General features: G+C 60.9%; 17 protein-coding genes. 8 read left to right on the forward strand and 9 right to left on the reverse strand.

Features of this window, described 5'->3' with window-relative positions; genetic code table 11:
* Positions 1 to 48: 48 nt before the first annotated feature.
* Positions 49 to 714: a GntR family transcriptional regulator gene (locus ACFQDL_RS27230; protein WP_379911729.1), complete on the reverse strand. Its 666-nt coding sequence runs from the start codon at positions 712 to 714 to the stop codon at positions 49 to 51.
* 42 nt (positions 715 to 756) lie between these two features.
* Entirely contained in the window at positions 757 to 1,701 is a 945-nt protein-coding gene (locus ACFQDL_RS27235; protein ID WP_379911730.1) for a shikimate dehydrogenase family protein, read from the reverse strand.
* 754 nt (positions 1,702 to 2,455) lie between these two features.
* Between ACFQDL_RS27235 and ACFQDL_RS27240 the strand changes: the two genes are divergently transcribed.
* The 4 genes from ACFQDL_RS27240 to aroQ all read left to right on the forward strand — a co-directional run bounded on the left by ACFQDL_RS27240 (position 2,456) and on the right by aroQ (position 5,762).
* Positions 2,456 to 3,475: a DctP family TRAP transporter solute-binding subunit gene (locus tag ACFQDL_RS27240; RefSeq protein ID WP_379911731.1), complete on the forward strand. Its 1,020-nt coding sequence runs from the start codon at positions 2,456 to 2,458 to the stop codon at positions 3,473 to 3,475.
* Positions 3,476 to 3,547: 72 nt separating this feature from the next.
* Positions 3,548 to 4,036: a TRAP transporter small permease gene (locus ACFQDL_RS27245; protein ID WP_379911732.1), complete on the forward strand. Its 489-nt coding sequence runs from the start codon at positions 3,548 to 3,550 to the stop codon at positions 4,034 to 4,036.
* 4 nt (positions 4,037 to 4,040) lie between these two features.
* Positions 4,041 to 5,309 carry a TRAP transporter large permease gene (locus ACFQDL_RS27250; protein WP_379911733.1) on the forward strand — a complete coding sequence of 423 codons (1,269 nt, stop codon included), beginning with the start codon at positions 4,041 to 4,043 and terminating at the stop codon, positions 5,307 to 5,309.
* Between the two features lie 15 nt (positions 5,310 to 5,324).
* Positions 5,325 to 5,762: a type II 3-dehydroquinate dehydratase gene (gene aroQ / locus ACFQDL_RS27255; protein WP_379911734.1), complete on the forward strand. Its 438-nt coding sequence runs from the start codon at positions 5,325 to 5,327 to the stop codon at positions 5,760 to 5,762.
* Between the two features lie 325 nt (positions 5,763 to 6,087).
* Here the strand turns inward: aroQ and ACFQDL_RS27260 are convergent, their stop codons facing one another.
* A complete protein-coding gene (locus tag ACFQDL_RS27260; protein ID WP_379911735.1) occupies positions 6,088 to 6,297 on the reverse strand; it encodes a hypothetical protein in 210 nt (69 codons plus the stop codon).
* 1,336 nt (positions 6,298 to 7,633) lie between these two features.
* On the reverse strand, positions 7,634 to 8,032 hold the full coding sequence (locus tag ACFQDL_RS27265) for a winged helix-turn-helix transcriptional regulator (protein WP_379911736.1): 399 nt from the start codon (positions 8,030 to 8,032) through the stop codon (positions 7,634 to 7,636).
* A gap of 140 nt (positions 8,033 to 8,172) precedes the next feature.
* Here ACFQDL_RS27265 and ACFQDL_RS27270 point away from each other — a divergent pair, with 140 nt between their 5' ends.
* Together ACFQDL_RS27270 and ACFQDL_RS27275 are read left to right on the forward strand one after the other, a co-directional pair.
* Positions 8,173 to 8,784, forward strand: coding sequence for an NAD(P)-dependent oxidoreductase (locus ACFQDL_RS27270; protein WP_379911737.1), 612 nt, complete (start codon positions 8,173 to 8,175; stop codon positions 8,782 to 8,784).
* Position 8,785: 1 nt separating this feature from the next.
* Entirely contained in the window at positions 8,786 to 9,421 is a 636-nt protein-coding gene (locus ACFQDL_RS27275) for a DsbA family protein (RefSeq protein WP_379911738.1), read from the forward strand.
* A 119-nt stretch (positions 9,422 to 9,540) separates the two neighbouring features.
* Here ACFQDL_RS27275 and ACFQDL_RS27280 read toward each other — a convergent pair whose 3' ends face one another.
* The 3 genes from ACFQDL_RS27280 to ACFQDL_RS27290 are packed head-to-tail and all read right to left on the reverse strand — an operon-like array spanning position 9,541 to position 12,501.
* Positions 9,541 to 10,320, reverse strand: coding sequence for an ABC transporter ATP-binding protein (locus tag ACFQDL_RS27280; protein WP_379911739.1), 780 nt, complete (start codon positions 10,318 to 10,320; stop codon positions 9,541 to 9,543).
* Positions 10,314 to 11,381: a FecCD family ABC transporter permease gene (locus ACFQDL_RS27285; RefSeq protein WP_379911740.1), complete on the reverse strand. Its 1,068-nt coding sequence runs from the start codon at positions 11,379 to 11,381 to the stop codon at positions 10,314 to 10,316. The genes ACFQDL_RS27280 and ACFQDL_RS27285 overlap by 7 nt, the downstream gene beginning before the upstream one ends.
* The gene (locus ACFQDL_RS27290; protein ID WP_379911741.1) at positions 11,368 to 12,501 is read right to left on the reverse strand and encodes an ABC transporter substrate-binding protein; all 1,134 of its coding nucleotides are present in this window, start codon (positions 12,499 to 12,501) and stop codon (positions 11,368 to 11,370) included. Before ACFQDL_RS27290 ends, ACFQDL_RS27285 begins: the two co-directional genes overlap by 14 nt.
* Positions 12,502 to 13,085: 584 nt before the next feature.
* On the opposite strand from ACFQDL_RS27290, the gene ACFQDL_RS27295 reads away from it, so the two are divergent.
* Positions 13,086 to 13,757, forward strand: a complete 672-nt coding sequence (locus ACFQDL_RS27295) for a haloacid dehalogenase type II (protein ID WP_379911742.1) — start codon at positions 13,086 to 13,088, stop codon at positions 13,755 to 13,757.
* Positions 13,758 to 14,162: 405 nt separating this feature from the next.
* The gene (locus ACFQDL_RS27300) at positions 14,163 to 15,437 is read left to right on the forward strand and encodes an IS110 family RNA-guided transposase (protein ID WP_379909925.1); all 1,275 of its coding nucleotides are present in this window, start codon (positions 14,163 to 14,165) and stop codon (positions 15,435 to 15,437) included.
* A 691-nt stretch (positions 15,438 to 16,128) separates the two neighbouring features.
* On the opposite strand, the gene ACFQDL_RS27305 is transcribed toward ACFQDL_RS27300, so the two are convergent.
* Entirely contained in the window at positions 16,129 to 17,274 is a 1,146-nt protein-coding gene (locus ACFQDL_RS27305) for a M20 aminoacylase family protein (protein WP_379911743.1), read from the reverse strand.
* Between the two features lie 39 nt (positions 17,275 to 17,313).
* Complete coding sequence (locus ACFQDL_RS27310; protein WP_379911744.1) at positions 17,314 to 18,591, reverse strand: NAD(P)/FAD-dependent oxidoreductase; 1,278 nt, start codon at positions 18,589 to 18,591, stop codon at positions 17,314 to 17,316.
* Positions 18,592 to 18,607 lie beyond the last annotated feature (16 nt).

Here is an 18,607-nt window from a genome sequence, read left to right on the forward strand (position 1 = left end):
GCAGAGCGGGCGAAGGAGAAATTAATATCCGAATTAGGGGGCGGGCACTCAGACCGGCAGTTCGCGGCCGGCGATGATATGGGCGGTCAGCAGGCTCTCGGCCCCCTGCTGATCATCGTTCATGATCAGGTCCAGCAGTTTCTGATGGTCGTCGATACTGGCCTGGCCGCGGAACGGGCGCTTGTTCAGCGCCAGCACCTGGTAGCGCATGAAGAGTTCGATAACGGATGCATGGTAGCGGCGCAACTGTTTCGAGCCGCAGTGCGAGACGATGGTCATGTGGAACTCGCGGTCGGCTCTTTCCCACTCCTGTACATGGGCCGTCTCATCTTCCATCATCAGCTTTTCCATGCAGCCGAGTCGATAGTGGGCGCTCAGCAGCCGGGACTTCCAGTCCATCAGGTTCTGCGTATTGGCCATCGACTTCCTCAGCCCCAAAGTTTCCAGCGTCACCCTCAGCTCCACCAGCTCTTCGAGATCGGTCGTCGAGACCGGATTGACCCGAAACCCTTTCTGGTCCTCGAACAGCACAAAGCCGTCCGAAACCAATCGCATCAGCGTCTCGCGAAGCGTATTGACGCTGGCCCCGTAGCGGGTGCGCAACTCGTTGAGTTTGAGCTTCCCACCAGGCACCAGCTTGCCGGTCACGATATCGTTGCGAAGACTTTCATAGACGGTCTGACCGACCAGCTTGCGATCGACGGCAGTATTCATAAGTTGTCCGGGAATATAGGAGTGTTTTCGGTTCGTCCTATATTACACGAATAGCGCGGCAGGACGTAGGGCATGACGACTGTCACATGACGGGAGCATCCTGCCAGGCGACAGTCTCGTCAACAGCTTCGCTTCAGCCGATAAGCTTACTGCTGATCGCAAACTGCTGCTTGAAGCGTTGGATAAGGGGGCGGGATCATCGACAGCGATGCCACTGAAGATCTCGAACGCATCGATACCCTGATAGATAAAGAGGTCGAAACCGGACACGATTCGCACGCCCTGGCGATGGGCCTGGATCAGGAACTCGGTATCGAGCGGTGTATAAACGGCATCGAAGGCCCAGCGCTGGCGGCCGATCAGCTCGGCCGGGACAGGACTGCCCGGCGTCTTGTAGTGCCCGACCGGCGTGCAATTCACCAGGCCATCCGCCATCCGGACCGCTTCGTCAAAGCGATCCTGCCCGATGGCGGTTGCGTTGTAGCCAGCAGCCTTGAGTGCGGCGGCCAGGGAGCGGGCACTGTCATCGCTGAGGTCGAATACCTGCACCTCGGTCGCCCCCAGTTCGAAGAGCGCGAAGGCGATCGCCCGCCCCACCCCACCGGCGCCGACCAGCAGCACGCGACCGGCCGGCAGCTCGCCTACCCGGCCGCGGTAACCGCGGATAAAGCCGGTGTAATCGGTATTGTAGGCCTCGACGCGATCCCCCAGCGACAGCGTATTGGTGGCGCCTGTGCGGGCCACGGCGGTATTGACGCTATCCGCCTCGGCAACCGCCAGTTGCTTGTACGGGAAGGTCACATTGGTGCCGCGATAACCCTGCTCGCGCATCTGCCGGAGCGTCGTGGCGAACGCCTGGGCGCTGGTGTCCGCCGGCTCATGCAGCGCGTAGGCCACCGGAATGCCATAGATCTCGCCGAGCATTTTGTGCAGGGCCGGCGCGCGGGACTGCGCGATTGACTGACCGATAAGTCCGAGCTTCAACATTCTTATTCTCCAGAATCCGAGGATGGTGACTCGCGAAGGCATCGCCCGATAAAAGCTGCATCGCACCGGAACGCCTGAGCTCTATCTACATGCCAGCCTGCCGCGCGAAGTTTAGCCGGATCATATCCATATCAGAGTTCAATCGTCAATATATACTTTGTTTTTGTAAATATAGGATATTTATGAAAGCATAACCAGGCTGAACCCGGCAGGTAACGACAACATCGGGTCGGAGTGACGCTTCGTTCCAACCCGGTCTATCCTTTTTGCGACGACAGAACGGCCAGCCAGGCTACAGGGATGCCAGCGTGCGACCGTTATCCAATCCATCGACTCGATACCTTCGGGTACCCGGCCAGCTGTTTTTTGCGCATTCGTCACGCCCCAAGCGCCTGAATTCAAAGTTCTATATCGATAACGATATATGAAACAATCAAAACCTCATTTTTCATAACGAATCCATTGATACAGAGTAGGTGCGACCGACAGGAAGCCGTATCGAAGGCGGCTCCCGCGTTACGGAAAAAGCCTGTCCATTGGAGGATCGCATCGGTAGTGAACAGCCCCCACTGACCGAGTCCCGCGATCGTCCAAAACCAAAAGTATAGGGTATTTATTCTATAACCCCATATAATTGACTATAGTCAACAACCTTGATAGCCTCCGAACATCGCTGGATGACTCTGCATCTTTCGACATCGCGAGCGAAGAACAACAACCAGAGCGGCCCAGGTCGCCCGAAGGAGATACAACAATGCAACTGCCGACAAAAAAAATAACCCTCGCCATTGCCGCTGCCGCCACCGTTCTCGGCCTGCAGACCCAGGCGGCCGAGATCGAACTGACCCTCGGCCATGTCGATCCGCAGGAGTGGACCACCTCGAAAAAAGGCGCGGCCGGCAAGGTATTCAAGGAGCTGGTTGAAGGTCAGACCGGTGGACGCATCAGCGTCAACGTCTATCCGGCCGGCCAGCTCGGTGGTGAAACCGATCTGCTGCAGTCCGCCCAGGACGGCACCCTTAGCATGGCGATGGTTTCGGGCCCCTTCTCCCAGCTGTGTCCTGAAGCCGGTGTGCTGGACGTTCCCTACCTGTTTCCGTCCGCGCCGGTTGCCTGGGAAGTGCTGGATGGCCAGTTCGGTCAGGACCTGAGCGCCCACTGCCTCGAAAAGACCGGCCTGCGTACCCTGGCCTATGCCGAAACGGGCTTTCGCAACTTCACCAACTCGAAACGTCCGATCGCCGAACCCAAGGATCTCGAGGGCCTGAAGATCCGCGTCATGACCGTTCCGCTGTTCGTCGAGATGGTCAAGTCCATGGGCGGCGAACCGACCCCGATCGCCTGGCCGGAAGTCCCGTCCGCTCTGGCCACTGGCGTGGTCGACGGACAGGAAAACCCGGTCAGCGTTATCTACGGCAACAAGCTCTATGAAATGCAGAAGTATCTGACGCTGGACGGCCACGTCTACGGCACCGACTTCCTGGTCATCAACGAAGACCTGTATCAGAGCCTGAGCCCGGATGATCAGACGCTGATCAGCAACGCCGCCAAGACCGCCGGTCTCGTCGGCCGCGCCATCCAGCAGGTCAACTCCGCTGAAGGTCTGTTCAAGCTGTCGGAAGCGGGCATGGAGATCACCAGCCCGACCGCCGAGCAGATGGAAAAGTTCAAGGCGGCCGCCCAGCCGGCGGTCCTTGAGTGGCTGAAGACCCAGCTCGACCCGAGCTGGATCACCAAGGCACAGGATGCCGTGAAGGCTGCAACCGCGGACTGAGGTTCGTGACGGCTGCACCGGGGTTCTGGCCCCGGTGCCCTTCCCTCCATACCTGTCGTCTGGGATCTCGTTATGAAACTGCTCTACAAGAAAGTCCTGTCCTGGCTGACAGGCGGTTCCCTGTTCATTGTCTTCGCAGTCGTGCTCGGCAGCAGTCTCAGCCGTTACGCACTGAATGCCCCCATCCAGTGGAGCGAAGAGATCGCCAAGTACGCGATGATCTACGGTGCGATGTTCGGCACCATCCTTTGCTATCTCGAAGGCATCCATATCAGGTTCGGCTTCGTCGCCGACGCCGTCCCGGTTCAGGTACAGAGACTTTTCAACATCCTGGTCGACATCACCACCCTGGGATCGGGTGTCGTACTGGTCTGGTCCGGTTACCTCTTCGTGCTCAAGCGTGGCGGCATCCTGGCCACCGGTACCGGTCTGCCGATGTACGTCTTTCAGTCGGCCATGATCGTGGGCGGTATCGGTCTGACCCTGGCCGCGCTGATCAAACTTATGGAACGCTTCGGCCACCGGACAGAGGCCCAGGCTCAACCCCAGCAGAGCGAATAAGATCATGGTTGGATTTCTGACACTCTTCGTGCTGCTGGCCATCGGCAGCCCCATTGCCTTTGCAATTTTGCTGGCCATCGTCAGTTATGTGGGCCAGACGCCCTTTTCGATCAGTCTGGTCAGCCAGCGTATCTTTGCCGGCATGGATTCCTTTGCAATCCTCGCCATTCCGCTGTTCGTGCTCGCCGGCGAGCTGATGAACGAAAGCGGCATCACCGGCCGCATCATCACGTTCGCCAATGCCCTGGTCGGGCATATGAAAGCCGGCCTCGCCCAAGTCAACATCTGGGCTTCGGTGATCTTCGCCGGGCTGTCCGGCTCGGCGGTCGCCGACACCTCGGCTCTGGGAAGGATTTTCATTCCGGAAATGGAAAAGGAAGGCTATCCGCGCGACTTCGCCGCGGCCCTGACCGCCGCCTCATCGGTCATCGGCCCAATGATTCCGCCGAGCATCCCGGTCATCATCTATGCGCTGATCACCAGCGGCGTTTCTGTACCGGCACTGTTCCTCGCCGGCGTGGCGCCGGGCGTCCTGCTGGCGATCGGTCTCTCCGTCTATGTGCGCATCTACGCCGGACACTATGCGCCGATGCAGAAGAAGTTGTCGGCCAGGGAGCGTTTCAAGGCATTCGTCGATGCGTGGATTCCGCTGTTCATGCCGGTATTCATCGTCGGCTCGATCCTGACGGGTATCGTCACTCCGACCGAAGCGGCTGCGCTGGCCGCCGGCTACGCCCTGGTAGCCGGCATGTTCGTGCTGCGTAGCCTCAAGGTCGCCCAGTTGCCGAAAATCTTCATTCGGGCGATGCGCGATTCGTCGATCATTCTGATCATCATCGCCGTGGTCGCCGCCGCCAACTGGCTGCTGACGTTCTCCCGCGTACCGCAGAACATCAGCGCCATGGTGCTGGAACAGATCACCAGTCCCTGGGCCTTCCTGCTGCTGGTCAACGGCATCCTGCTGATCGTCGGGCTTTTCCTGGAAGGCATCGCGGCAATGCTGATCCTGCTGCCGATCCTGCATCCGATCGCGATGAGCCTGGGTATCGATCCGACACACTTCGGTATCGTGGTAATCTTCAACCTGATGATCGGCCTGGTGACACCGCCGATGGGCATCTGCCTGTTCGTCTCGAACTCGATCGCCAACGTCGGCATGGGCGCCATCTCGAGACGCATCATGCCGCTGTTCCTGGTCGAACTGATCGTGCTGGCCATCATCACCTTCGTTCCGCAGACAGTGACCTTCCTGCCGCGGATCTTCGGTTACTGATTTCAGGACACTTGAATGAGCAAGCTGATCTATGTTTTGAACGGCCCGAACCTGAACCTGCTGGGCACCCGCCAGCCGGAGGTTTACGGGCATGAAACCCTGGCCGACGTTCAGGCCATGGTGGAAGAAAAAGCCGACGAATTCGGACTCGAGATCGAATTTTTCCAGAGCAATCACGAGGGTGTGCTCGTCGAGAAGATTCACGAGGCCCGGGAGAAAGCCGCCGGTATCATCATCAATCCGGCGGCCTACACCCATACCTCGGTGGCGATCCTCGACGCGCTGAACACCTTCGAAGCGCCGGTGGTCGAGGTACATATTTCCAACGTGCACAAGCGCGAAGCTTTTCGCCACCACTCCTACGTCTCGGTCCGTGCCGATGGCGTTATCGCCGGCCTCGGCACCCGCGGCTATCTGGCGGCCCTGGACTACCTGGCGCACCGGCTCGGGTAAAAAGCAACTTCGCTTTACCGTTCGGCCCGGCATCTCCGAATTTCGAGCAGGGGGTGCCGGGCTTTTTTCTGAAGATTTTGCACCTCGGCATCAAGCGTAATCCTGGCCGACATATTTCATGAGGTTAGGGTCCATGCCTTGTCAGGTTCGTTGTCGTGCAAGTTGACCAATTGGCTGAGGGACCGAATATGGCCGCCTCAGGCCGTCGAGCGCAAAGGGTGGTGCGGGCAGCACGGTTCGTGATGCTGCGTCACACCTGAGCAAAGCCGAAGAAGGAGGACAGAGAGGGCACCGGACCGGAATGGTATGACGTCGGCCTCCGCTGTCAGGCTATTGGAAGTTTCTTGAGATGGCTTTCGATGGTGGAAATGACATCACTGGAAAGCGGCAAGTTAGCCTTTTCCGATTGCCAGTAGTGATGGAACAGGGCAACCGTCTCGCGCGCTGTATCGAGTGTCAGCTTTTCCGGCAGCAACGCCAGCTTTACGCATGTTGTTTTGCAGCTATGCACCGTCATTCCCGCGAACGCCAGCATTGGCGTGCATTTACGAATACAGGGGTGATGGCTTGTGCAGAAATACGTGACGTACTCGCGCAGAAAAAGCTGCGCGGGAACTTCCAATCAAGCCGCAATTGGTTGCATGAGATAAAACCCAGAGCGGCGCAGCCGGAGAGCCCCGCCCCCATGACCGTGCCAAACGAAGCCAATCGATCTGCAATACGATCGATTCGACGGGTTTCGTGATGCCTGTATGACGTGCAATGCGTTCGAGGTCATCAGGATGCATCACTCAACCCATCCTACCTGGCCGGCGCTACGGTCGTGACCCCGACCAATGAACAGCGGGTCGCCCACCAGATTGGTGGTGTTTTGCGGTACATGAGAGGATGTATTGGAGCGGGAAACGAGATTCAACCGGCCGGCGCTCCGGTCGCGGGCCCGATAAATAAACAGCGGGTCGCCTGCCAGACAGGCACTTGCTTCGAGGTATATGAGAAGAAAAATTTGGAGCGGGAAACGAGACAAGCATTAGAGTTCTAAATCGTTGATCTCTAAGACTTCTTTCCCTACCTCTGCTGTAAGGCGGCCGCAATATTGGCCTTGTTTTTTGACTCCGTCAAGCAATCGAGTCCAACAAAATCTACGAAGATCCAGCATGGTTCCCAGAGTGTATACTGACAGCCAACGCTATCGAAGCGGTCGCAGATAGTTCGACTTCAATCAGTTGGCGAGCAATGGAGACCTTCTCCTCTAGGACAGCGGGTAGAAAAGGTCGCGAGGCAGAGTCTCGTGCCATTGGGCTCACGCCCGCCAACCATAGCAAATACTGATTCGCCCCTCCAGGAGGCGCCGTGCAGTTCGCCACTAGAAAGAAGAAGAACCTGCAGGCTGGGTCGCGATATATGTTTACATTTATCGAGGCGCGCGTTATCGAGGCGCGCGCGAATCTGGCTGACGACCATGCCACAGACGGGCTTAGAGTCGGTCTCCAAATGGCGAGTGACCGGCTGCTAGTCTGGGGGCCGCTAGCGGCACCTATGTAAAGTTCCGAACTATGTATAGTTGTTGCACTAGGACGGCCGTCAGCTCTAGTTTACAGCGACCTAGACAAGGTACCGAATCAGATGTGGTCTGCGGCGTAAACGGCAAGATGCCGTTGATCTGACCGGTACCGGAGCTGCCGAAGCACGCCCAGCTCCCGGCCACGACGGCCGATTTCTATGTGATCGTCGATGGCGGCCTGGCGGCACTACCAATCCGGCGACAGCGCTGGGCAGCACCGGCGCAGGCCTTTTCTTCGCCCATACCGGTCGAACATTCGGAGAACGCCAGCAACCTCCTGGATGAAGATTCCCGGCGCTCTGAAGATTCAGGCCTCGCGACGACCGCCGCTGGCCCTCTGGCTGTAGGCGCGACGCGCTTCGCGAATAGCAGGGTGATGGGTGTCCGCCCAGGCGACCAGCAGCTTCATCGGCTCCAGGAAAGAGCGGCCCAGGTCCGTCAAGTCGTACTCCACCCGCGGCGGCACTTCGGCATAGACGGTACGGCGGATGTAGCCATCCTGTTCCAGTTGTTTCAGCGTCCGCGAGAGCATCTGCTTGGAGATGTCGCCGATTTCGCGCATCAGCACATTGAAACGTTTCGTCTCGCCCTGAAGCGTCAGCAGGACCAGAAGGCTCCATTGATCGCCAATACGGTCGAGCACATCTCTGACCGGACAGGGTTGTTCGAATTCCGTCGAGGCGGCGTCGTTGCGGTGCTTGGACATGGTGGATCCCTCGCTCAATGGTCAGCTCTCGGTGACCTGATGACATTCTGGTGACTTCTTGCGAAAGCCATTTCGCTTCCTGATAATCCCCTAGGTCTATATTTTAGACCAGATCTCCAATTCATACTAAGGACACAGAGATGGCACGCATCGCTCTTATCGGCGCATCCGGCAATGTCGGATCGCGCATTCTTCGGGAACTCGCTTCACGGGGTCACAGTGTCACCACGATCGACCGTAATCCGGACAAGGTCGAGCGCCTTGACGGCGTCAAGGCCCAGGCCGGCGATATCCGGGATTGCGAAGGACTTGCCGCACTCCTAAAAGGACATGATGCAGTGGTCAGCGCCCTACGCTTTCTGATCAGCAATCCGGCCATCCTGATCAGAGCCGTGCGCCTGTCCGGTGTAAAGCGTTATCTGGTAGTGGGCGGCGCAGCCAGCCTTGAGGTGGCCCCCGGCGCCATACTGCTCCACACGCCGGACTTCCCGGAAATCTATCGCGACGAAGCGACAAGCGGCGCACAATTCCTCGGCCTGCTGCGCGAGATTGAGGATCTCGAGTGGACCTTCCTCTCCCCCTCGGCCCTGTTCGTACCCGGCGAGCGCACCGGCGACTTCCGCCTCGGCAAGGATCAGTTGCTCAGCAACGATAATGGCAGCAGCATTTCCTACGAGGATTACGCCATTGCCCTGGTTGACGAAATCGAGAACCCGCAGCATGTTCGCCAGCGCTTTACGGTAGGGTATTGAGATGCACCGGATCCTGTATCTGCTCGACCCCCTTTGCGGCTGGTGCTATGGCGCCGCCCCTATGCTGGACCGGCTGATGGCGCAAGAGGACCTTGCGGTTGAACTCATCCCGACGGGCCTGTTCGCCGACGACGGCGCCTTCCCGATGAACGACGCCTTCGCACGCCACGCCTGGGAGTCGGACCTGCGCATCGCGCAACTCTCCGGTCAGCGCTTCACCGAAGAATACCGCCTGAAGGTTCTGGGCGACCGCAGCGCCCGAGTCGACTCGGGTCCGGCGACGCTTGCACTGACCGCCGTACGCCTGACGACACCCGGACGGGAATGGGAGACGCTCAAGGCCATCCAGCAGGTGCGCTATGTGGACGGGCGTGACAACGGCGACCCGGCGGTCATCGCGGATGTGCTCTCCGGGCTGGGGCTTGAAGAGGCTGCCGCACGTTTCGCCACGGCGGATGACGAACTGCTGTCCGTCTGTCGCATCCGCATCGCGGAGGGCCAGGTCCAGATGCGCCACTTCGGTGCCCGGGGCGTCCCCACCCTGATCGCCGGTGATGGACAGAGTCCTCGTATGGTGAACGCCAGCGCGCTTTTCGGTGACCTGGATTCGCTGATGACGGAGTTGAAGGCGACATAGGAGCATTTTTCACGGAGCCCCATGGACGGGGCGTCTGGCGCTTCCAGGCCCCCTGTCGTGGGTCTTTATCGAGCGCCCCGTTAATTTGCGATTGAACCCTCTGGCCGCGGCTTGATCCGTCAAGCCGTTATCGCCAGTACCTGCGTCGGTGGCACCATGCCGTCGACGATGACGTGACGCTGGCCGCGGGAACAGGCTTCGATGCGTGCCTCGACCTGATAGACGCTTTTCAGCAGCGACGGCGTGACGATATGCTCGACCGCGCCGCAGGCGTGCAGGCCGCCCTCGGCGATCACCATCGCCTGATCGCTGAAGCGCAGCACCTGATTGAGGTCGTGCAGCGCGATCAGGATGATCATGTTGCGCTCCTTCGCCAGCCGGCGGACCAGCGACAGCACCTCGACCTGACGATGGAGGTCCAGCGCCGAGGTCGGCTCGTCCATCAGCAGGATCTCAGGTGCGCGCACCAGCGCCTGGGCGATCCCGACCAGTTGCCGCTGACCGCCGCTCAGGTCGCCGACGCTGCGGGCGCTGAGCGCGGCGATGCCCAGCACGGCCAGGGTCTCGTCGACCGTCACGAGATCCCGCTCCGACACCCGCAGCGAGCTCCCCTGTTTGCGCGCCAGCATCACCGCTTCGAAGACGCTCAGGGCGGTATTGCAGGCGGTGTCCTGCGGCATGTAGCAGATCGCCAGCGCAGACGCCGCCCCCTGCAGCCACACCGCGCCGGGACCGGGCAGCAGACCGGCGATGCGCTTGAACAGGGTAGACTTGCCGGCCCCGTTGGGACCAATCACGGCGACGACCTCGCCGGCCTCGAATGTCGGAGTGGTGATGTCCGAGAGGATCCGGCTCGCGCCGTAACCGGCGCCGATACCGTCCAGACGCAGGGTTACCATGAGCGCCTCTGATTGCTGAGAATGAGGGAAATGAAGAAGGGTATGCCCACCAGCGACGTCACCACGCCGATGGGAAAGATCGTGCCCGGAATCAGGCTCTTGGACACCACCGAACTCGCCGACAGGATTAGCGCGCCGGAGAGCGCCGAGGCCGGCAGGAAGAAGCGCTGATCCTCGCCGATCAGCATGCGCGCGATGTGGGGCCCCACCAGGCCGACGAAGCCCACGGTGCCGACGAAGGCGACCGGGATCGCGGCCAGCAGGCTGACCAGGATCATGGTTTCGAGGCGCAGGCGGGCGATCTTGATGCCGAAACTCTCCGCCTTGGCATCCCCCAGCCGCATAGCGGTGAGCGCCCAGGCACGCCGGAAGAAGAACGGCAGCACGACCGCCACCACGGCCAGGGTGATCCAGAATTTGCCCCAGGTCGCCTTGGTCAGGCTGCCCATGGTCCAGAACACCACGGCCGCCAGCGCCTGCTGGGTGGCGAAGAACTGCACCAGGGCGATCAGCGCATTGAAGGTGAACACCAGGGCAATCCCCAGCAGGACGATGGTTTGCACCGTTACGCCACGGCGCATGCTCACCAGGTGGATCAGAAAAGCAGCCAGCATCGCGACGGCAAAGGCATTGATCGGCACCACGTATTCGATCGCCGCGGGGATCAGCGTCACGCCGAACGCCAGTGCCAGCGCCGCCCCGAAACTGGCCCCGGCGGAGATGCCCAGGGTAAAGGGGCTGGCGAGGGGGTTGTTGAGGATGGTTTGCATCTGGGCGCCGGCGACCGACAGCGCGGCGCCGACCACCACCGCCATCAGTGCGATGGGCATGCGGATCTCCCAGAGCACGACCTGCACCTGCACCGGCACCGAATCCGGGGCCAGCAGCGCCCGTATCACCTGCTCCAGGCTGTAATTGGACGGGCCCAGCGCAAGGTCGACGCAGAGGCTGACCAGCAGGGCGATACCGAAACCGGCCAGCATGAGCTGCCGGCGCCGCACCAGGGCGCGGTACTGACCGCGCCCGGATGCCGGGTGACTAATCGTATTACCGTTCGACATCGGACAGCGAGACCCAGTAGCCGGGAGTGTAGGAAACCGGAAGGAAGCGCTCGTGCAGCTCGACGAAGGTCGCCGCCGGATCCAGGTCGGCGAACAGCTCCGGGTGCAGCCATTTGGCGAGCTGCTGAATGGCGACGAACTCGTAGGGGCTGTTGTAGAACTGATGCCAGATGGCGTGGAACTGACCGTGCTCGACCGCCGGAATTCCGGTCATGGCGGCACGACGGGTCAGCCCCTCGAGCTTGCGGCGCGCTTCCCCGGTATCCGATCCCGGACCGACGCCGACCCAGTTGCCGCCGGGCACGTAGGCATCCCAGTTGCCGCCGGTCACCACCACTTGGTCCGGGTTGGCGGCAATGATCTGCTCCGGATTCAGATTCCCAAACGTTGTCGGTATGATGCCCCTGGCGATATTGCGGCCGCCGGCCATTTCGACGTACCGGCCGAAATTGCCGTCACCGAAGCTCATGCAGCATTCTTCGGAGTAACCACCCGCGCGGTCGATGAAAACGGACGGTCGCTCGGGGCTGGCGGCCTCGATCACCTCGGTGACGCGCTCGATCTGCCGGTCGCGGTACGCAATGAATGCCTCGGCCGCCTCTTCCTTGCCGAACAGCTGGCCGATCAGGCGCATGCTCGGTTCGGTATGGGCGAAGGGGTCTTCGCGAAAGTCCACGTAGACCAGCGGAATGCCGACGGCTGCCAGCTTCTCGATATACTGCGCCGATTCGGTCGCGGTTTTGGCTTCGATGTTCATCAGGATGACATCGGGATCCAAGGCGATGGCCTGCTCGACGTCGAAGGTGCTGTCCTTGAAGCCGCCGAAGGTGGGGATGTCCGTCATCTGCGGAAACTGATGCAGATAGGCCGCATAATTGTCCGGGTCGGCCTGGGAGAAATCTTCTCGCCAGCCGACCACCCGCTGGAAGGGATTTTCGGGCTCCAGAACGCCGACCAGATAGATCTGTCGGCCCTCGCCGAGGATGACCCGGTCGACGGGGGCATCCACGACCACCTCGCGGCCGGCCACGTCCGTGACGGTGATGTTTTCGGCCAGGGCCGGCGATATCATCGCGGCGAGCCCCAGACCGGCCAGCGCTGCCAACTGCCTCACTTTCATTTGAACTCCTGTTCCCGAGACACCCCGGCACCGATGCAGCGCTCTTCCCTCTTGGATATGATGCCTGCGAAATTGACGATGCCGGACAAGTAACTGATACGCATTCGCGAATGCGCGGCAATATAACCGCAAATCATTCTCATTACAATATTCAGCCCTGGCGACCCGGAAAATGGCGTGCTCCCCTTAGCCGCTGTGCCCTGAAGCCCTTCCTCGGTCACGGAGTGCGACGGCATCGACCGGGAAGCGGGCATGCATGCACCGGCACGAAACCGTGCGGGCCGGGAACTGCCGCAAAAGACGGCAGCCGTGCAGGCGACCCGATACCCCTGGTTCGGTAGCACGCCCCCCGCAGCGGCGGTCCGGCCCGGAATGAACGCTTATATATGCTGCGAGCGCGCGGGAAAGCGAAGTTTATTGCCGTTTCGGCACCATGCATCGAACAAATCTGTTTGCGCCACCATGTTGTAATGGCTTTACGGTGTGAAAGTGAAAGTACCCAACTCAGGTCTCATGCCTCCGGGACGCCGCTTACGCCGGGCGAACTTTACGTCACTAATCGACAGAACAGGAAAAACCGACCTATGAACATCTTCAAGCCCAAGTACATCACCTTCGATTGCTACGGCACCATGACGAATTTCGAGATGGCGCCGTCGGCGCGCAAGATCTTTGCCGATCGAATCGCCCCGGAGCAGATGGAAGCCTTCGTCGAAGACTTCAGAGTGTTTCGCCTCGATGAGGTCCTGGGCGACTGGAAACCGTTCAGCGAAGTCGTCCGCAACTCGGTTGAGCGCACCTGCCGCAAGTGGAAGCTCGAGTTCCGCGAAGAGGAAGCCATGCAGATCTACCACGCCGTGCCGACCTGGGGCCCGCACCCGGACGTGCCTGAAGGCCTGTTGAAGATCGCCCATGAGATTCCACTGGTGATCCTGTCGAATGCCGACAACGACCAGATCCATCACAACGTCGAAAAGCTCGGCGCCCCGTTCGCCCATGTCTTCACCGCCGAACAGGCCCGCGCCTACAAACCGCGCCTCCAGGCGTTCGAATACATGTTCGACCAGCTCGGCTGCTCACCGGAAGAGTGCATGCACGTCTCCAGCAGCTTCCGCTACGACCTCATGTCCGCCAGCGACCTCGGCTACGGTGCCCGCGTGTTCGTCAATCGCAACCATGAGCCGAACCTGGTTCCGCATTACGCGACTCACGAGATCAAGGACTTCAGCGGCCTGGCCGCAACGGTCGGCCTCTAAGCGCGCCACCAGCCTGTCGGTCTGACACCGATCAACGGCGGTCAAGACCGACAGGCTGCCAGCGAAAGCGCTCTCCCCTGCCTCACCGCTCCCCCGGCCTTAGTTATATTCGCAAAGGCCGGGCGATCAGCGGCGACGTTCGAATCTTTCTGACTTGCCCCGCGCAGTTTCGCACCAAGGGACAGCCCCCTGACTTGATAAGTGCGATTTATCCCATATACCGTGCGCTTCCAGCGATGTACGGCGCTAAAAAAGGTTCTTCGCAGATTGGAGGGAAGCCAGACGACAATATCGTAGTCAGTTATAACTGGGGAGAAATTCTGGTAGGAAGGGGGACCCTCGAGGGTCGTCATCGAAATAACGACCCGTTCCAAGCGAAGTAAGGAAGCAGAAGGTGTCCCCCAGATGAGCAAGCGTAAATTTCGCAGCACAGCTTTGCAAGATGTTGACTGGGCCAATGTCCGTGAGAAGCTGAAGAACCAGCCGGTCGTGGTGGCTGTCGATGTTGCCAAGATTGACTTCTACGCCACCCTGATGACGCCTGATCGTCAGATGCACGTCATCCTGCGCTGGAAGCACCCGCTCCAGACACGGGCCCTGGTGGAGACGCTGCAGGCGCAGCTGGCAGGCATGAACTTCGTGGTCGTCATGGAGCCGACCGGCACCTATGGCGACCCGCTATTCGATCTGCTGCATCAGGCCCGGATCCCGGTCTACCGAGCGGCCCCCAATCGCACTAATAAGGCGGCGGAACTCTACGATGGCGTGCCTAGCATGCACGATGCCAAGGCCTGCTACGTCATCGGCCGGCTGCACCTGGAAAATAACACCGAGCGCTGGATCGAGCCGACGGCACAGCAACGCGAGTTGAAAGCCGAGCTGAAGTTGTTGGAGATGTACCAGGAACGCAGCCAGCGCAGCCTGAATCGGCTGGAGGCGCTACTGGCCCGGCACTGGCCGGAGGCGCCCCACATCCTGTCACTGGACTCCGTCACGCTGCTGCAAACCTTGGCACACTACGGCTCTCCTGCCGCCGTGCGGGCAGCTCCGGAGGAGGCGCTGCAGCTGATGTGCCGAACCGGGCGCTCCGGGTTGAAGCCCGAGACCAGCGCACAGCTGCTGGCCAGTGCCGAGACCACCATTGGGAGGGCGTGCGAGGACGCCGAGCGGTACCTGCTGCAGACACTGGCCGAGGACCTGCTGGCCCAGCGTTTGGCGATTAGGGAGCTGGAGCGGCGTCTGGAGGCCCGCCTGGCCGATGATGAGATGCTGTCACGCCTGCACACCGTCGTGGGCCGTGTCACAGCCCTGATGCTGCTGGCTGAGCTAGGCTCGCCACAGGACTATCCCAGTGCGGCCCATTACCTGAAGGCACTGGGCCTCAACCTGAAAGAGCGCAGCAGCGGCAAACACAAGGGTCAGCTGAAGATCACCAAGCGCGGCCCCAGTATTGCCCGCCGCTACCTGTACTGGGCGGCGCTCAGGTGGCTCAAACACAACCGGGTGGTGAAGCATTGGGCCGAGGCAAAGGCGCAACGGGATGGTGGCAGCAAGAGCAAGGCGATCACCGCCATCATGCGCAAGCTGGTGCGGGCACTCTGGCACGTCGGGCGCGGAGCGATCTTTGATCCGAACCGCTTGTTCAATGTCGCGGCGCTACCCGCACTCAAGGCGGCCTGACGACTGAGTCGACAATGGCGCCAAACGCTACAACCGAACGGAAGCAATCGACCATGCGTTAACACCAGACGATACGAGCAACCCTTTGTGTCCTTGGGCGTGACCTTCGACCCATCCTGAGGCCCTTGCAGGCCCTTCCGGAGTCACGAGGCACGCCCCGGGATACTTCATGGACCGACATGCCCAAGGTAACTGAGTCGATGCCACCAAGCGGACATCCGATACTGAGAGGTTAGGCGTACCCCATGAAGGTCAATCCGGGACAGAAAGACCGCTCTTGGCACCCTGGCAAACAACACGGACCTCAATCTGCAGCAGTCTAACCGCAGGTCACAAATCCGTGTTGCCAAGAGACACCGTAAAACAGTGAGAAACAGGAGTTGACTAAGCTATGAGAGGATGGGTGAAACGACGCCGGGATACGGGATATCCGATCCCGATGCAGCCAGGGCGTCGTGTAACCCATCTTCGGGCGTCAAGTCAGCACCGCGGATGCTGAAGTCATTGATGGGTTGCGCCGCGCCACCTACGTTGCCTATCGACAACAGAGTGCCATTGCGGCTCCACCCATCCTACGAATGATGCCTTCTTCCCGCTAAAGCACGAAGAACCAAAAAAGCGGAAACCAGAGCATAGCCCTGGTTTCCGCTCAGGATAACCGCGGCAGCGGTCGAGCGATCAGTCTTTACGCTCAGGCACTCAGATGGCGTTCGACGAGCGAAACATGCAGGCGGATCCCGGTCGACAGCACCTCGTCGTTGAAGTCGTACCGGGGATGATGTAAGGGTACTTCGTCGCCACCGCGTCCCTGTCCCAGCCAGATGTAGGCACCCTCGCAGGCCTGGAGCATGAATCCGAAATCCTCCGAAGTGAAGGCCGGCTGCGGCGCCAGCTCCGCGCGGGCGAAGCCGGCCGCGGCGGCCAGGGCTTCCTCGGCGGCTTCGGCGCTATTGATCGTCGCCGGATAGTAGCGTTGGTAATTGACGGTGACGCGGGTGCCGCTGGCCAGGGCCACGCCGTCGGCGACCTGTCGCAGGGATGCCTCGATTTTGTCCTGCACCGCTGTATCGAAAGTGCGCACCGTGCCGACGACGCGAACGGCGGCGGGAAGGACGTTGTGCGAACTCCCGCCCTCGATCTGGGTGATTGAAAGCACGGCCGTGGACATCGGCGGTATACGACGGGATACCAGGCTGTTGAGCTGGGTGACCAGGTCGCTGGCCGCCAGGATCGCATCCGGCGTCTTGTGCGGCATGGCGGCATGGGCGCCGCCGCCCTCGACCAGAATCTCGAACTTATCCGCCGCCGCCATGATCGGCCCGGGCCTTGTCGACACCGTACCGGCCGGAAGATCCGGCCAATTGTGAAAGGCATACACCCGGTCGCAGGGAAAACGCTCGAACAGGCCGTCCTCGACCATGGCCCGGGCCCCGGCCTCGCCCTCCTCGGCCGGCTGGAAAATGAAGTGGGCGGTGCCGTCGAAGCGACGGCTACGGGCAAGATACCGGGCGGCGCCCAGCAGCATCGCGACATGGCCGTCGTGACCGCAGCCATGGAAGACACCCGGGGTACAACTGGCATAGGGGAGCCCGGTCTCCTCCTGGATAGGCAGTGCATCCATGTCGGCGCGCAGGCCGATGCTGCGATCGGAGTCCCCCACTTTCAGCGACGCGACGACCCCGGTGCCACCGATACCGGTGTGCACCTCCAGCCCGAGTTCACGCAGTGCTTCGGCAACCTTGTTCGCCGTGCGGTGCTCCTGGTATGCAAGTTCGGGGTTGGCGTGAAGGTCGCGCCGGAACGACACCAAAGGCGCCACCAGATCGTCGATTTCCATTCTGTCTCTCCTTTATATGGCTCGGATCGGGTATATCGATCAGGGAAGCATGTCCTTCATGCGGTAATAGGCTCCGACGATGGGCAGGAACCAGGGCTTGCCGGTGTGCATCGGCACCGCATTCCAGGTCAGGCCGTCGAGCGGATTCGTGTTGCTGCGGCCCATGGCGATGTCCGCCAGCACTTTGCCGATCAGGGTCGATACCTGGGCACCGTGCCCCGAATAGCCCATGCCGTAAATCACGCCATCCGCGATGCCGGCCCGGGGATAGCGATCCTGCGTGCAGCCGACGAGGCCACCCCAGCAGTAGTCGATCTCGACGTCGGCAAGCTGCGGAAAGATGCTGAGCAATTGTTGGCGCAGCAGCTGCCCGGAGCCGGTGTCCGTTTTCTGGTTCGACGCCGCCGAGAAACGGGCCCGTCCGCCGAACAGCATCCGGTTGTCCGGGGTGAGGCGGAAATAATTGGCGATATTGAGCGAATTGGTATAGTTCCGGTTGCCCGGCAGGGTCGCGGCGACCTCCTCCGCGGTAAGGGGGCGCGTGACGATGATGAAGGAGGCGACCGACATCATCCGCCGGCGAAAGTAGCCGAACGTCTCGGTCGTATAGGCATCGGTCGCCAGGATGACCTGACGGGCGGTCAGGGATCCTGTCGGTGTGGTCAGCCGCCAGCCGTTCGGCAACCGCTCGCGGCCGGTGACGGCATTGTGCTCCCAGATCGTCGCGCCATGACGGTGGGCTGCCTCGGCCAGGCCGTTGACATAGTGGCCCATGTGCATCATCGCGGACTTCGGCGACAGTACCGCACCGTGGAAGGCATCCGATCCCAGCTCCTGGCGGATGTCGTCGCGGGACAGCCATTCGACCGTAGGGTCGACCTCGCGGCGGATCTCTTCGCACATCGCCTGCAGCCCCTTGACGTGCGAGGGCTTGGAGGCAAGCTTGAGCTTGCCGCCCCTGCGGAAGTCGCAGTCGATCTTCTCTTCGTCGATGATCGCCTCGATCAGGTCGATCGAGTCATCGTAGGCCCGCCACAGGCGCCGTGCCTGGGCATCGCCGAAGCGGGCCTTGATGGCACCGAAGCTTGCGAAATGACCGCTGTTGAGGTGCCCGCCGTTGCGGCCCGAGGCACCGTAGCCGACGTGTTCGGCTTCCAACAGCGCCACTTTCACGCCGGATTTCGCGAGCACGCGCGCGGCGTTGAGACCCGTGAAGCCGGCACCGATCACCGCCACCTCGAAATCCCCCTCGACGGGCCCGGTCATGGCCTTGTCGAACGGTGCCGAAGTGTCATGCCAATAGGACGCAAATTTCATTGCTGCATCTCCCTCG

This window comes from Marinobacterium aestuariivivens (assembly GCF_042661465.1).
In the GTDB taxonomy this organism is placed as follows: Bacteria; Pseudomonadota; Gammaproteobacteria; order Pseudomonadales; family Balneatricaceae; genus Marinobacterium_A; species Marinobacterium_A aestuariivivens.

Bases quoted from the DNA above. Each gene is read 5' to 3' on its own strand.
- ACFQDL_RS27230 (WP_379911729.1), bottom strand. From the start codon at position 714: ATGAATACTGCCGTCGATCGCAAGCTGGTCGGTCAGACCGTCTATGAA.
- ACFQDL_RS27235 (WP_379911730.1), bottom strand. From the start codon at position 1,701: ATGTTGAAGCTCGGACTTATCGGTCAGTCAATCGCGCAGTCCCGCGCG.
- ACFQDL_RS27240 (WP_379911731.1), top strand. From the start codon at position 2,456: ATGCAACTGCCGACAAAAAAAATAACCCTCGCCATTGCCGCTGCCGCC.
- ACFQDL_RS27245 (WP_379911732.1), top strand. From the start codon at position 3,548: ATGAAACTGCTCTACAAGAAAGTCCTGTCCTGGCTGACAGGCGGTTCC.
- ACFQDL_RS27250 (WP_379911733.1), top strand. From the start codon at position 4,041: ATGGTTGGATTTCTGACACTCTTCGTGCTGCTGGCCATCGGCAGCCCC.
- aroQ (WP_379911734.1), top strand. From the start codon at position 5,325: ATGAGCAAGCTGATCTATGTTTTGAACGGCCCGAACCTGAACCTGCTG.
- ACFQDL_RS27260 (WP_379911735.1), bottom strand. From the start codon at position 6,297: ATGCTGGCGTTCGCGGGAATGACGGTGCATAGCTGCAAAACAACATGC.
- ACFQDL_RS27265 (WP_379911736.1), bottom strand. From the start codon at position 8,032: ATGTCCAAGCACCGCAACGACGCCGCCTCGACGGAATTCGAACAACCC.
- ACFQDL_RS27270 (WP_379911737.1), top strand. From the start codon at position 8,173: ATGGCACGCATCGCTCTTATCGGCGCATCCGGCAATGTCGGATCGCGC.
- ACFQDL_RS27275 (WP_379911738.1), top strand. From the start codon at position 8,786: ATGCACCGGATCCTGTATCTGCTCGACCCCCTTTGCGGCTGGTGCTAT.
- ACFQDL_RS27280 (WP_379911739.1), bottom strand. From the start codon at position 10,320: ATGGTAACCCTGCGTCTGGACGGTATCGGCGCCGGTTACGGCGCGAGC.
- ACFQDL_RS27285 (WP_379911740.1), bottom strand. From the start codon at position 11,381: ATGTCGAACGGTAATACGATTAGTCACCCGGCATCCGGGCGCGGTCAG.
- ACFQDL_RS27290 (WP_379911741.1), bottom strand. From the start codon at position 12,501: ATGAAAGTGAGGCAGTTGGCAGCGCTGGCCGGTCTGGGGCTCGCCGCG.
- ACFQDL_RS27295 (WP_379911742.1), top strand. From the start codon at position 13,086: ATGAACATCTTCAAGCCCAAGTACATCACCTTCGATTGCTACGGCACC.
- ACFQDL_RS27300 (WP_379909925.1), top strand. From the start codon at position 14,163: ATGAGCAAGCGTAAATTTCGCAGCACAGCTTTGCAAGATGTTGACTGG.
- ACFQDL_RS27305 (WP_379911743.1), bottom strand. From the start codon at position 17,274: ATGGAAATCGACGATCTGGTGGCGCCTTTGGTGTCGTTCCGGCGCGAC.
- ACFQDL_RS27310 (WP_379911744.1), bottom strand. From the start codon at position 18,591: ATGAAATTTGCGTCCTATTGGCATGACACTTCGGCACCGTTCGACAAG.